The organism is Dactylosporangium sp. CA-092794 (assembly GCF_050948465.1).
Taxonomy (GTDB): domain Bacteria; phylum Actinomycetota; class Actinomycetes; order Mycobacteriales; family Micromonosporaceae; genus Dactylosporangium.
This window is the reverse complement of record NZ_CP192044.1, coordinates 4,896,642-4,909,014: the sequence shown is the minus strand read 5'-3', so window position 1 is coordinate 4,909,014 and position 12,373 is coordinate 4,896,642. Positions and strand designations below refer to the sequence as shown.

Sequence of the window (12,373 nt, the reverse complement as noted above, 5' to 3'; positions counted from 1 at the left end):
CGGCTTTATGCGGCTTGTGCGGTGCAACTACCCGGCCCGATTCCGGGTAGTTGCACCGCATGAAGCCGCTCGTCCTGGCCGTGCTCATGCTGACGGCCCTCGGACCCGCCGCCCGGCCGGCCCCGCCCTCGGGCTGCGCCGCCAAGCCCACGGTCGTCCTCGTACACGGCGCCTGGGCCGGCACCTCCAGCTGGAGCGGCGAGGTCGGCCGCCTGCAGGAGGCCGGCTACGTGGCCCGCGCCGTGGCCAACCCGCTGCGCGGCCTGACCGGCGACGCGGCGTCGGTCGCCGACTTCCTGCGCACCGTCGACGGCCCGATCGTGCTGGTCGGGCACTCCTACGGCGGCTCGGTCATCACCAACGCGGCGGCCGGCAACGGCAACGTCAAGGCCCTGGTGTACGTCGACGCCGCGATGCCCGCCGTCGGCGAGACCACGGCCCAGCTCAGCGGCGCGGGCTCGGCGCTGGGCGGCCCGCCGGGCACGCTCTACGACCGGGTGCCGTACCCGTCCGCGCCGGGCGGCGCCGCCGACCTCTACCTGAAGGAGCCGGTGTTCCTGCGGTCGTTCGGCCCGGACCTGCCGCCGGCCACGGCCCGGGTACTGTGGGCGTCGCAGCGCCCGGCCTCCACCGCCGCGTTCATGACCCGCTCGACGGCCGCCGCCTGGCAGCGCATCCCGTCCTGGTCGGTGATCGGCACCGCGGACCGCATCATCACCCCCGAGTCGCAGGCCACGATGGCCGCCCGCGCGAAGTCGAGCGTGCTGCGCGTGCCGGGCGGCTCGCACCTCACCCTGATCTCCCACCCGGAGCCGGTGGTCGACCAGATCCTCGCCGCCGCCCGCGCCACCTGCCACTGACCGGCCCGCGCAGTGCGTCGCGGGTGGCGAGTGGGTGCCCGAGGGGTAGCACCGCGCAGACGGGCTCGATGGCCAGCGTCCTGGAGGCGTCGGCCGAGCCACCCTTCACGTCGAAGTGCGGCACCCGGTAACCGCCGTCGATCATCGGCATCCGGCCGTCGTCGGCCGGGATGACCTCCCGGGTGTCTTCCAGCGTCGACCACACCACGTGCTGCAGGCCGGCCGCCTGGGCGGCGCTGATGAGGTTCTCCACCTCGGCCAGTTCCCGGGCCGGGGAGCGGTGCTCCCAATACGGGGTGACCAGGAACGCGCCGTACGCCCCGTCGAACACCGCACGCCGAACTCACCGTCGGCCAGCAGCACCCGCGCCACGGCCCGCCCTGCGTGCCGGTCGCGCCCAGCACCGCGATCACTTTTCTGTCGGACATCGACGTTCTTCCTATCTGGAGAGTGCTTCCACCACGATGACGACCTTGCCGGACAGCGCGCCCATGGCCGCCCGGGCGTGGACTGTGGCAAGCTCGTTCAGCGGTACCCGTTCGGCGACGTCGACGCGCAACTGCCCGGAATCGGCCAGTGTCACCAGGCGGGAGAGCTGGCCGGCGTCGCTGCGGACGAACAGGTCGATGCCGCGCACGCCGCGTTCCTCGTCGCTGGGGGCGGGCATCCACACCGTGGTGTTCACCAAGACACCGCCGGGACGGATCAGGGTGAGCAGAGCGGCCAGTTGCGCCGGGTCGATCGGGGCGAGGTTGAGCACGACGTCGACCGGTTCGGTCACCGCCGTGTTCACCGCGGTGGTGGTGTGGTCGATGACCTCGTCGGCGCCGGCGGCCTTGACCTGCTCGCCGCTGCGGGGGCTGCCGGTGGCGATCACATAGGCGCCGGCGTTCTTCGCCAGTTGCACGGCGTAACCGCCGACCGCACCACCGGCACCGTTGATCAGTATCCGCTGCCCGGCGGTCAGTTGGGCGTGGTCGAACAGGGCCTGCCACGCGGTCAGGCCAACCAGCGGCAGCGCGGCAGCATCAGCCAGCGGGATACTCGTGGGCGCCGCCGCCAGGATCTCGGCCGGTGCCAGGACGTATTCCGCGGCGGCGCCGTCGGCGGCCATCGGCAGGAACCCGACGACCGTGTCACCGGCCGCGACGCCGGCCACGTTCTCGCCCACCGCGTCGACCGTGCCGGCCACGTCGATACCCGGGGTATGCGGCAGCCGCACGGGGATGGGGCCCTGCATGAACCCACCACGGATGTTGCCGTCGACCCCGTTGAACGACGTCGCGGCGACCCGGATCCGGACCTGCCCGGGTCCGGGGACGGGCTGCGCCACGTCCTCGTAACGCAGGACGTCGGGGTCGCCGTACTCATGGAAACGCACTGCCTTCATGTCTGAGCCTGCCTTCGACGGAAGTGCTTCGAAGTTGAAGCACATACGGCGCAACTTGCTACGAGATCGAAGCAATCCCGGAGCGAGCGTGACCCCCGCCACGCGGTTCGGGTGCGCTGCAGCCGGCGGGAATGATCAACACGAGGTCAGCATGGCAGTGACAGGCCCGGTCAGCCTGGGCCAGGTTGTCCCACTTTGAGCACGGCCGGCTTCCCGGAGCCGCCGACGATCTCCGCCAGCCGCGCCGCGTCCGTCGATCCCGGCGCCGCCGTCAGGACAACCGCCACGAGGTCGTCGCCCGGAACCGCGAGCATGTTGCCGTCAAGCGTGACAACACCACCGTCGGGATGACGGAACACGGCGCTGTTCTCGTGCGCCCGGACAGCTCCCGGAGTGCGCCACAAGGTGTCGAACGCGCGGCTCGTGCTCCGCAGCTCGTCGACGAGCCCGGCGAGGGACTCGTCGGCCGGGTACCGCAGCGACGCACCGTGCAACCGGGCCGCGAGCATCGCCTTGAAGCCGGCCGCTTCCTCCGCGGTCCGGCTGATCCCGCCGAGCGGACTGCAGAACGTGCGCCACGCGACGTTCCAGTCCCAGGCCTGCCCGGACGGCGCGCCACTGCGCAACGCCGTCCACGCGCTGTTGACGGCGACCACGTTCCACGCCGCGTCGCACAGGAACGCGGGGGTGTCGTCGAGCCGCTCCAGCAGCCGTATCGCGCCCGCACCCACCCGCCGCGGCACCAGCCCGTCCGCCGCGGCATACCCGGCCAGCGCACACAGCCGCTCATAGTCTGCCCGCCCCACCCGTAACGCCCGGGCGATGGCGTTGACCACACCGGCCGAAGGGTGACTGCGCCCCTGCTCCAACCGCCGCACGTAATCCGCGGACACTCCGGCCAGCTCGGCGAGCTCCTCCCGCCGCAACCCACGAACCCGCCGGCCGCCGACCGGCAGCCCGACCGCGGCGGGCGCCGTACGCTCCCGCAACCGGCGCACCGCCACGCCGAGATCATGCAGTCCCATCACCCAAGTGTGCCCAGCTCGCCTGCTGAGCCCGATCCGGCACGATCGGGCTCGTCGGGAAGGTCAGCGGGCGAGGCGCAGGATGCTCCACGAGACCGGGGGCAGTTCGACGGCGAGGACGCCGGCGTCGATGACGGCGCCCCGTCCCTGACGCGGGCCGACCCGTTCCGGGGCGTCCGCGTGGTTGGTGAGCAGCAGTTCGTCGGCGATGCCGCCAATGATCTGGTGTTCGGCGACGCGCAGCCCGGGCAGGGCGCGGGTCGCGGCTTGGAGGAGCACCGGTTCGGTCTCGCTGCGGTTGACCGCGAGCACGGTGACCGCGCCGCTGTCGGGGTCGTGCGTGGCGACCACGTCGGCGACCGGCACGTCGCCGTGCTTCGCCGTGTCATAGGTCGGCGTGATCGGCTCGACGCGCAGCACGTCGCCGCGCGCGTGGCGGGCGGTGAGGGCGAAGGGGTGGAAGATGGTCTGCCGCCAGGCCGGCCGGTCCGGCTCGGCGCGGATGGGAGCGATGATGTTCACCAGCTGGGCGAGGCACGCGACGCCGACCCGGTCCGCGTGGCGCAGCAGGCTCATCAGCAGCGATCCCACGACAACCGCGTCCTCGGTGGTGTATTCGTCCTCGATGAGGCGCGGCGCCTGGGCCCAGTCGAGGTTGGTGTGGCCGGCGAAGCGGCTCTCGTACCAGATGTTCCACTCGTCGAAGGACAGCAGGAGCTTGCGCCGGGACCGCTTCTTGGCTGCGACGTGGTCCGCGGTCGCGACGACCCCGTCGATGAAACGGTCCATGGCCAGGCCCGAGGCGAGGAAGCTCGCGCGGTCGTCGCCGGCCTTCTCGAAGTACGCGTGCAATGAGATGTAGTCGACGTGGTCGAAGGTGTGGTCGAGGACCGTCGCCTCCCAGGCGCCGAAGGTCGGCATCCGGTCGTTGGAGCTGCCGCAGGCGACCAACCGGATGCCGGGGTCGACCTGCCGCATGGCCTTGGCGGTCTCGGCGGCGAGCACGCCGTAGGCATCCGCGCTCTTGTGGCCGACCTGCCACGGTCCGTCCATCTCGTTACCCAGGCACCACAGCCTGATGCCGTGCGGTTCCCGGACACCGTGCGCGATGCGCAGGTCGGACCAGTAGGAACCGCCCGGATGGTTCGCGTACTCGAGCAGGTCGCACGCCTCCTGGATGCCCCGCGTGCCGAGGTTGACCGCCATCATCGGTTCTACCTCGGCCCGGCGGGCCCAGGTCATGAACTCGTTGAGACCGAAGGCATTGGTCTCCACCGACCGCCAGGCGAGGTCGAGCCGGCGGGGCCGCTCGCTCACCTGGCCGACGCCGTCCTCCCAGCGGTACCCCGAGACGAAGTTGCCGCCCGGGTACCGCACCATCGTGACGCCGAGCTCCCGGGTGAGCTTGAGCACGTCCTGGCGCAGGCCGTCGGTGCCGGCATGGTCGTGTCCGGGCTCGAAGATGCCGCCGTAGACACAGCGGCCCATGTGTTCGACGAACGAGCCGAACAAGCGCGGGTCGACAGTGCCGATGCGGAACGCGGGGTCGAGCGTGACGTGGCAGTTGAGCACGATGGGTCCCATCTATTTCAGACCGGTGGTGGCGACGCCCTGCACGAGGAAGCGCTGGGCCAGCAGGAATACGACGGCCAGCGGCGCGAGCGAGATCGCGGCGCCGGCCATGAGGGCGGCGTGGTCGACGCCGGACTGGCTCTGGAAGAGCGTGAGCGCGGAGGGCAGCGTTCGCATCTCGATGGTGCTGGAGACGACGAGCGGCCACAGGAAGTCGTTCCACAGGGCCATGAACTGGATGACGAAGAGCGACGCCAGCGCCGGTTTGGCCAGCGGCAGGATGATCCGGCGGTACACGTGGAACGAGCCGGCCCCGTCGATGCGGGCGGCCTCGTCGAGCTCGCGGGGGATGGTGAGGAAGAACTGGCGGAGCATGAAGATGCCCAGGGCGCTGGTGGCCCTCGGGATGATCAGGCCCTGGAACGTGTTGAGCCAACCCAGGTGGAACAGGGTGAGGAACACCGGGATCAGGGTCACCTGGAACGGCACCATGAGCGTGGCCAGGATGACGACGAACACCGCCCGGCGGCCCCGGAATCGCAACCGGGCCAGCGCATAGGCCGTCAGCGAGTCGAAGAACACCAGCAGCACGGTCGTTCCGCCGGCGAACAGGAACGTGTTGAACGCCAGCCGCGCGAACGGCAGATCGGTGACGATCGCATGGAACCCGGCGAGGGTGAACCGGCCCGGCCACAGCCCGCCCGGGTCGCCGTACAGGTCTTGCGGGGTCCGCACCGCCACGCTGAGCATCCACACGAACGGCAGGACAGTGGCCGCCGCCGCGATGCACAGCACCAGCCACGACAGGAGCCGGCCGGTGCGACGGAGCAGCTTAATCGTCGTCATCGCGGCCACCAATGCGCAGCTGCAGCAGTGACACCGCGAGGATCATGATGAACAGGACCCAGGCGATCGCGCTGGCGTAGCCCATACGGAATTCGACGAACCCGCGCTGGTACAGGTACGCCACGATCGACTCGGTGTGGAACAGCGGCCCGCCCGAGGTCATCACGTAGACCAGGTCGAACAGCTGCAGGGACGTGACCGTCGCGATCACGACCGTGAACAGCAGGGCCGGGCGCACCGCGGGGACGACGACCGCCCGCAGTTGCTGCCACCGGCCGGCACCGTCCAGTGTGGCCGCCTCGATGAGCTGCCGCGGGACGTCCTGCAGCGCCGCCAGCAGCACGATCATGCTGAAGCCGGTCCCCTTCCAGATGCCGATCGCCATCACGGTCGGCAGAGCCAGTCTCGTGTCGGTCAGCCAGGTCGGACCGAGGATCCCGATCCGTCCCAGCCACCCGTTGACCAGCCCGACCTGCGGATCGAGGAGGAACTTCCACACCACTCCCACGACGGCGAACGACGCCACCGTCGGGAAGAAGAAAGCCGAGCGCAGCACCTTCGTCAGCCACGTCGTGCGGCGCAGCCACAGGGCCAGGGCGAATCCGAGCCCGACCTGACCGACGACCTCCACGGCGGTGTACAGCCACGTGACGGTGAGCGCGTTGCGGAACCGCTCGTCGCCGAGCAGCTCGGCGTAGTTGCCGAGGCCGACCCAGCGGTGCGTCTCCTCGCCGATCGTCCAGTCGTGCAGGCTCATCCACCCTGAGCCGGCGATGGGCTCGGCGATGAACACCGCGATGAGCGCGAGGCTGGGCAGCAGGTACAGGTAGGCCGGATTGAGCGACCGCAGCGCTCGGTTGGCCGTCTTCATGGAATGGTTCATCCCTTCGCGGCGCTGTCCGGCCCGCCTTCCCCGGGCGGGCCGGACGCCCGGTCAGCTCTTGCAGCCGGTGATCTTGTTGATGGCGTCGGCCGCGGCCTGCGCCGACGCCTGGACCGGCTCACCACGAGTGATCTTGCCGATCAGCGGCACGTACGCGTCGGAGTCGATCTTCGCCGAGCTGGGCAGGCCGGGCAGGTACAGCCGCGCGTTGGGCAGCCCGGCGGCGAAGGGCGCCACGGCCGCGTTGTTCGTCGTGACGTCGGTACGCACCGCCGGGAAGCCCGACGCCGCGGAGAAGGCCGCCTGCGCGGTCTTGCCCGTCCACCAGCTCAGGAACTCCAGCGCCTGCGCCTTGTGCTTGGTCTGGCGGCCGACCGAGAGCGGCACGGTCGAGGCGAGCGTGACCGGACCGCCCACGCCGACCGGGATCGGCGCAATCCCGAGGTCGATGCCGGCCGACGTGAACCCGGCCGCGGCCCACGGGCCGTTGATCTCCATGGCGGCCTTCTTGGCGGAGAAGAGGGTGTCGGCGTCGGCGCCGGTCTGGCCGACGGGACTCACCTGGTCCTTCGTGACCAGGTCGGCCCAGGTCTGCAGCGCCTGGACGCTGGCCGGGGACGCGATGACGGCGCAGCCTTTCGCGTCGACGATGTCGCCGCCGTTCATCCATTGCAGGATCGGCCACATCTGGATGGTCGAGTGGTCGGCCAGCGAGATGCCGTACTGCGTGACCTTGCCGCCCTCGACCTTCGTGAGCTTGCGGGCCGCCGCCACCAGGTCGTCCGCCGTCTTGGGCTCGGCGACACCGGCCGCGCTGAGCATCTGCTTGTTGTAGTAGAGCACCAGCGTCGCCACGTTCGCCGGCGCCGCGTAGAGCTTGCCGTCGATGGTGAACGCGGTGTTCACGGTGGCCGGGAAGGCATCCTTGTTCAGCTTGCCGTCGCCGGTACCGACGGCCTCGTCCAGCGGCAGCACCGAGTTGGTCTTCACGTAGTTGAACAGCACGCCCGGGTCGAAGTTGGGCGTAGCCAGGTCGGGGCCCTGGCCGGTGGCCCAGGCGCCGGGCAGCTTCTGGCCGATCGCGTCCCACGGCTGCACGTCCATGGTGACCTTGATCTTGGGATGGCTGTCGTTGAACTGCTTGACCAGGGCCTCGTAGGCGGGCCGGTCCGGACCGGTGAACCCGGTCCACAGGCTGAGCTCGACGGCGGCGTCGGGATCGGACTGCGTGCCGCCGCCGCAACCCGCCGTCAGCAGTAACGCGGCGACGAGTCCGGTGCCGATCTTCGTTATGGATGCCATTGGGTCGACCTTCCGTCTCCCGGCTGGTGTGAGAACGCGCCCGCCGGACCTGCGGCGGGACAGGGTCAGCACATGTTGCATCGTTGGAACGACGTTGTAAAGGCTGCTTCCCAAACTCGTTACATCGTTGTATCGTCGGCTCCGCCAATGGGAGGATCGTGGATGTCCGTGACCCTGAAGGACGTCGCCGCGCACGCCGGCGTCTCCGTCAAGACCGTCTCCAATGTGGTCAACGGCTACTCGTTCGTCACCGCCGACAACAGGCGCCGGGTGCAGGCCGCCATCGAGTCACTCGGCTATGTCCCGAACATCGGCGCCCGCAACCTGCGCCGCGGCCGCACCGGCTTCCTGACTCTGGCCGTTCCCGAGCTTTCCAACCCGTACTTCGCGGAGCTCTGCGGCCTCGTCATGGTCGCCGCCGCCCGGCGCGACTGGACGGTGCTCATCGAACAGACCGGCGGCGTGCGGGAACGCGAACTCGCAGTCGTCAACACCGCACACCGGGCGCTGGTCGACGCGGTCGTGCTCAGCCCGATCGGCCTGCGACCGTCGGACATCGCCGAGATCGACAACGCTACCCCGCTGGTACTGCTCGGCGAGCGCGCCCTCGACGCGCCCGCCAACCACGTCGCCATCGACAACGTCAAGGCCGCGGAACTGGCGACCGCGCACCTGATCGGCCTGGGCCGCAAGCGGATCGCGGCGATCGGCGACCAGCCCGGCCAGAACGGCACCGCCGCGCTGCGCCTCGCCGGCTACCACAAGGCGCTGCACGATGCCGGGCTCACCCCGGACCCCCGGCTCAACGTGACGTCGAGCAGCTACAGCCGGGCCGACGGTGCGGCCGCCATGGCCCACCTGCTCAACCTCGCCGAACCGCCGGACGCCGTGTTCTGCTTCAACGATCTGCTCGCCATCGGCGCCCTCAGCGCCGCCCGCGACCGCCGCCTCGCCATCCCCGACGACCTCGCCGTCGTCGGCTTCGACGGTATCGACGAAGGCCGCTACAGCGCCCCCCGGCTCACGACCATCGCGCCCGACAAACCGGCCATCGCCGACGCAGCCGTCGACCTGATCAGCCAGCACATGGAGCGCCGCGACGACCCGCCCCGCGACGTCACCGTGCCGTTCACCCTCGACATTCACGAAAGCTCATCCCGCCCGTAACGGCAGGCGGCCTTACCCAGCGTCGCGCACCTCACCGTCGCACCCTGACTTCAAAATTCCTTCCCAGGGTGCTAGGTTTGGAGAGCAGTCAGAACAGGGCGCGAGAGCCTGACCGACCTGTCCGGCCACGACTCCGAGCCCGCCGCGCAACGAAAGCGAGCTGGCACCATGTCCGACCTCCTCGACCTGGCACTCGTTGCCCATGGTGGCCTCGAGCACTGGCGGCAGACCACGACGATCCGGGTGAACGCCGAGGTGGGGGGCCTGGCGTTCCAGAAGCGCAAGCAGGAAGCGATCTTCGCCCACACGGACCTCACGCTCGACGTGCAGCGGCAGCATGGAGTATTCGCCGACTTCACCGGCCCCGGCCGGAAGGGCGTTTACACACCCGATCGCGTCGCGATCGAGGATTCGGACGGAACGGTCCTGCGGGAACGCCAGTCACCGCGGGACGCCTTCGCCGGCTTGAACCAGAGCAGCGCTTGGGACCAGTTGCATGCGTTGTACTTCGGCGGATACGCGCTGTGGAACTACCTCACCGCCCCGTACCTGCTGACGCTTCCAGGCGTCCAGGCCGAAGAGGTGCACCCATGGCAGGAGGCGGGTGAGCGGTGGCGCCGGCTCCAGGTGACCTTTCCTCCGAGCATCGCCACCCACTGCCCGGAACAGACGTTCTACTACGACGAATCCGGCCTACTGTGCCGCCACGACTACCGAGTCGATATCCAGGGCAACGCACCGGGCCTGGCCGCGCATTACGTCGGCGCCCACCGTACGGTCTCCGGGTTGGTCTTCCCGACGCACCGATACGTGGTCCCGGTAGCGCAGGACGGTACATCCCTGCCCGGCCCGACCTTGATCTCCATTGACCTTACCGACATCGCCATCGACTGATCTGCCGTGACGGCGCTCGCGGTCGGTCCGCACGTCGGTGCATCGACGCCGACATGGCCGCGCCCTCCTGGATCTCGGGCAGGAAACCCCGGCCCGGCGCCGATCGGCGCGTCCTGACGGGCGGCGCAGCCGAGCCCGGCACCGACGGTACGCTGCTGCGATGACGACGCCCGTGCCCGGCCTGGACCGCGACGAGGAGATGCTCTGGCGATCCCTGATCGAAGTGGTCGTGCGGCTCCCCCACGTGCTCGACGAACAGTTCGATCGGGAGGCCAGGGTCGGCATGACCGAGTACTCGGTGCTCGTCGCACTGTCTGAGGCACAGGACGGCGAGCTGCGCATGAGCGATCTCGCCGAGGCAACCGCGTTGTCCCGCAGCCGGATCACCCGGGTCGTCGACGATCTGGTACGCCGCTCGCTGGTGGCCCGCCGCAAGTCCGAACAAGACGGGCGCAGCGCGATCGCCGCCATCACCGCCGACGGCACGGCCTTGCTCGCTGCCGCGTATCCGGGCCATCTCGCCCGGGTCCGCGCACTGGTGCTCGACCACATCGCGAAAAGCGAGATGCGCACGATGACGCAGGTGCTGTCCCGCGTGCTGGAGGCACTCCGCAAGAGCTCCGGCGACTGAGGTCGGCCGTCCGAGCGTGGCCAACGCCTCACTAGATTGCTTGCGAGAGCAATCAATTCTCGGCATACTGACAACGTACAACCACCGTCGAGCAACCAGAGCGTCGTTGTGGGCCCATAAAGTTGCTCTCAGACGCAATTATTAGGAGGAACCGTGGACACTGTCCCTCAGCCCGACCGGCGCACGTTCCTGCGTCGGGCCGCCGTCGCTGCGGCCATTCCGGCCGCCGCGAGCCTGCTGACTCTCGATCTTCCCGGCAGCGCCCACGCCGCTCCGGCGGCGGCCGCGTCCTCGGACGCCCTGCCGGACTACGCCCCCGTGCCGCCCGGCGCGTTCGGCCCCGCCGTCAACGCATCGGGCTACTACGTCGGCCAGATCAACGGGAACCTGTACTGGGTCACCGACGGCTTCTACCAGGCCATGTTCCTGACCACCACCGAGGGCGTCGTCGTGGTGGACGCACCACCCACCATCGGCCGCAACCTCCTGCGGGCCATCGAGGAGGTCACTCAGGCCCGCCACCGACCCGCCCGGGTGACCCACCTCGTCTACTCGCATTCCCACGCCGATCACATCGGCGCCGCCTCGATCTTCGGCGCCGGCGTCACCCGGGTCGCCCACACCGAGACGAAGCGACTGCTCAAGACCGCCCGCGACACCAACCGCCCGCTGCCGACCATCACCTTCGATGACTGCTACGAACTGCGGGTGGGCGGCGAACGGCTGACTCTGTCGTACCATGGCCCCAACCACAGCCCCGACAACATCTTCATCCAGGTCCCGTCCGCGGCAACGCTGATGGTGGTCGACGTCGTCTTCCCCGGCTGGGCCCCGTTCAAGAACCTCGCCGAGACCCAGGACGTCCCCGGCTGGATCGCCGCCCACGACGCCGTGCTGGCCACCCCTTGGCAAACCCTCATCGGCGGGCACCTCGGCCGGCTCGGTACCCGCGCCGACGCCTCTCTGCAACGCGACTACGTCAACGACCTCGCCGCCAGCACCCGTACCGTCCTCGGCACCCTCGACCCCACGCCGTTCTTCGCCAAGTACGGCCCCGCCGGGAACGCCTGGGCCATCTTCAAGTCCTACCTCGACGCCGCCGCCGAACAGGCCGCCGCCCCCGTCGCCGCCAAGTACGCCGGCCGCCTCGCCGCCGCCGACGTCTTCACCACCGCCAATGCCGCCGCGATGGTCAACTCCGCCCGCATCGACACCGGCATCCTCGGTCCGTTCGGCATCCACCCGTAGCGCGAGCACGACGAGAACCGCCCGATCGGAGATGTCCGCCATGATGCGGCGGACCTCTCCGACGCTCAGCTACCGTTTCCGTGCAACCGTCACAGCGTCGTTGTCGACGACCGTGCCGCGATCGTCGACGAACGCGAGGCGGACGGCGTGACCCTCGGGCGACGTCGCGGCGTAGGTGCCGCCGGTGCCGGGCGCGGGCGAAAGGTGACTCTCACCCCACTCGATCAGCGCGGCGAGCACCGGCAGCACGTCGCGGCCCGCTGCGGTGAGGATGTACTCGTCACGCGAGCGCTCGCCCTGCTCCTGATACGGGCGGCGTTCAAACAATCCGGCGTCGACCAGCGCATCGAGCCGCGCGCCGAGAGTGCCGGTCGGCACGCCGATGCGCTGGAACTCGCCGTATCTCGTGCGCCCCAGAAACGCCTCGCGCAGCAGGAGCAGGTTCCACTTCTGCCCGAGCACGCCGAGCGACCGGGCGATGGGGCACCACCGGTTGGCGGGCATCGACATGGGGTCCACCGCACAACACTAGCCTGACTTCAAAACCCGTTGCCA

At 69.8% G+C, this 12,373-nt stretch carries 13 protein-coding genes; 5 read left to right on the top strand and 8 right to left on the bottom strand.

The window, feature by feature from the left end; genetic code table 11:
* The first annotated feature begins 59 nt into the window (after positions 1-59).
* Positions 60-860 carry an alpha/beta hydrolase gene (locus ACQPXD_RS21180; protein ID WP_432841056.1) on the top strand — a complete coding sequence of 267 codons (801 nt, stop codon included), beginning with the start codon at positions 60-62 and terminating at the stop codon, positions 858-860.
* On the opposite strand, the gene ACQPXD_RS21175 is transcribed toward ACQPXD_RS21180, so the two are convergent.
* The 7 genes from ACQPXD_RS21175 to ACQPXD_RS21145 all read right to left on the bottom strand — a co-directional run bounded on the left by ACQPXD_RS21175 (position 790) and on the right by ACQPXD_RS21145 (position 7,878).
* Positions 790-1,191: an NmrA family NAD(P)-binding protein gene (locus ACQPXD_RS21175; RefSeq protein WP_432841054.1), complete on the bottom strand. Its 402-nt coding sequence runs from the start codon at positions 1,189-1,191 to the stop codon at positions 790-792. The two genes, ACQPXD_RS21180 and ACQPXD_RS21175, sit on opposite strands and share 71 nt — an antisense overlap.
* A 108-nt stretch (positions 1,192-1,299) precedes the next feature.
* Positions 1,300-2,250 carry an NADP-dependent oxidoreductase gene (locus tag ACQPXD_RS21170; protein ID WP_432841052.1) on the bottom strand — a complete coding sequence of 317 codons (951 nt, stop codon included), beginning with the start codon at positions 2,248-2,250 and terminating at the stop codon, positions 1,300-1,302.
* Between the two features lie 170 nt (positions 2,251-2,420).
* A complete protein-coding gene (locus ACQPXD_RS21165) occupies positions 2,421-3,275 on the bottom strand; it encodes a helix-turn-helix domain-containing protein (RefSeq protein WP_432841050.1) in 855 nt (284 codons plus the stop codon).
* Between the two features lie 63 nt (positions 3,276-3,338).
* Positions 3,339-4,859, bottom strand: a complete 1,521-nt coding sequence (locus ACQPXD_RS21160) for an alpha-N-arabinofuranosidase (RefSeq protein WP_432841048.1) — start codon at positions 4,857-4,859, stop codon at positions 3,339-3,341.
* Positions 4,860-5,693, bottom strand: a complete 834-nt coding sequence (locus tag ACQPXD_RS21155) for a carbohydrate ABC transporter permease (RefSeq protein WP_432841046.1) — start codon at positions 5,691-5,693, stop codon at positions 4,860-4,862.
* A complete protein-coding gene (locus ACQPXD_RS21150) occupies positions 5,680-6,564 on the bottom strand; it encodes a carbohydrate ABC transporter permease (protein WP_432841044.1) in 885 nt (294 codons plus the stop codon). The genes ACQPXD_RS21155 and ACQPXD_RS21150 overlap by 14 nt, the downstream gene beginning before the upstream one ends.
* Before the next feature lie 63 nt (positions 6,565-6,627).
* Positions 6,628-7,878, bottom strand: a complete 1,251-nt coding sequence (locus ACQPXD_RS21145) for an ABC transporter substrate-binding protein (RefSeq protein ID WP_432841042.1) — start codon at positions 7,876-7,878, stop codon at positions 6,628-6,630.
* 162 nt (positions 7,879-8,040) lie between these two features.
* Between ACQPXD_RS21145 and ACQPXD_RS21140 the strand changes: the two genes are divergently transcribed.
* From ACQPXD_RS21140 to ACQPXD_RS21125, 4 genes are all read left to right on the top strand, one after another.
* Positions 8,041-9,045: a LacI family DNA-binding transcriptional regulator gene (locus tag ACQPXD_RS21140; protein ID WP_432841040.1), complete on the top strand. Its 1,005-nt coding sequence runs from the start codon at positions 8,041-8,043 to the stop codon at positions 9,043-9,045.
* A 168-nt stretch (positions 9,046-9,213) separates the two neighbouring features.
* On the top strand, positions 9,214-9,939 hold the full coding sequence (locus ACQPXD_RS21135; RefSeq protein WP_432841038.1) for a hypothetical protein: 726 nt from the start codon (positions 9,214-9,216) through the stop codon (positions 9,937-9,939).
* 160 nt (positions 9,940-10,099) lie between these two features.
* Entirely contained in the window at positions 10,100-10,570 is a 471-nt protein-coding gene (locus tag ACQPXD_RS21130) for a MarR family winged helix-turn-helix transcriptional regulator (protein ID WP_432841036.1), read from the top strand.
* 153 nt (positions 10,571-10,723) lie between these two features.
* Positions 10,724-11,818, top strand: coding sequence for an MBL fold metallo-hydrolase (locus tag ACQPXD_RS21125; protein WP_432841034.1), 1,095 nt, complete (start codon positions 10,724-10,726; stop codon positions 11,816-11,818).
* Positions 11,819-11,887: 69 nt separating this feature from the next.
* On the opposite strand, the gene ACQPXD_RS21120 is transcribed toward ACQPXD_RS21125, so the two are convergent.
* The gene (locus tag ACQPXD_RS21120) at positions 11,888-12,328 is read right to left on the bottom strand and encodes a winged helix-turn-helix transcriptional regulator (protein WP_432841033.1); all 441 of its coding nucleotides are present in this window, start codon (positions 12,326-12,328) and stop codon (positions 11,888-11,890) included.
* Positions 12,329-12,373 lie beyond the last annotated feature (45 nt).

Coding starts and splice junctions, on each gene's coding strand:
- ACQPXD_RS21180 (WP_432841056.1), top strand. CDS start 60: ATGAAGCCGCTCGTCCTGGCCGTGCTCATGCTGACGGCCCTCGGACCC.
- ACQPXD_RS21170 (WP_432841052.1), bottom strand. CDS start 2,250: ATGAAGGCAGTGCGTTTCCATGAGTACGGCGACCCCGACGTCCTGCGT.
- ACQPXD_RS21165 (WP_432841050.1), bottom strand. CDS start 3,275: ATGGGACTGCATGATCTCGGCGTGGCGGTGCGCCGGTTGCGGGAGCGT.
- ACQPXD_RS21160 (WP_432841048.1), bottom strand. CDS start 4,859: ATGGGACCCATCGTGCTCAACTGCCACGTCACGCTCGACCCCGCGTTC.
- ACQPXD_RS21155 (WP_432841046.1), bottom strand. CDS start 5,693: ATGACGACGATTAAGCTGCTCCGTCGCACCGGCCGGCTCCTGTCGTGG.
- ACQPXD_RS21150 (WP_432841044.1), bottom strand. CDS start 6,564: ATGAAGACGGCCAACCGAGCGCTGCGGTCGCTCAATCCGGCCTACCTG.
- ACQPXD_RS21145 (WP_432841042.1), bottom strand. CDS start 7,878: ATGGCATCCATAACGAAGATCGGCACCGGACTCGTCGCCGCGTTACTG.
- ACQPXD_RS21140 (WP_432841040.1), top strand. CDS start 8,041: ATGTCCGTGACCCTGAAGGACGTCGCCGCGCACGCCGGCGTCTCCGTC.
- ACQPXD_RS21135 (WP_432841038.1), top strand. CDS start 9,214: ATGTCCGACCTCCTCGACCTGGCACTCGTTGCCCATGGTGGCCTCGAG.
- ACQPXD_RS21130 (WP_432841036.1), top strand. CDS start 10,100: ATGACGACGCCCGTGCCCGGCCTGGACCGCGACGAGGAGATGCTCTGG.
- ACQPXD_RS21120 (WP_432841033.1), bottom strand. CDS start 12,328: ATGTCGATGCCCGCCAACCGGTGGTGCCCCATCGCCCGGTCGCTCGGC.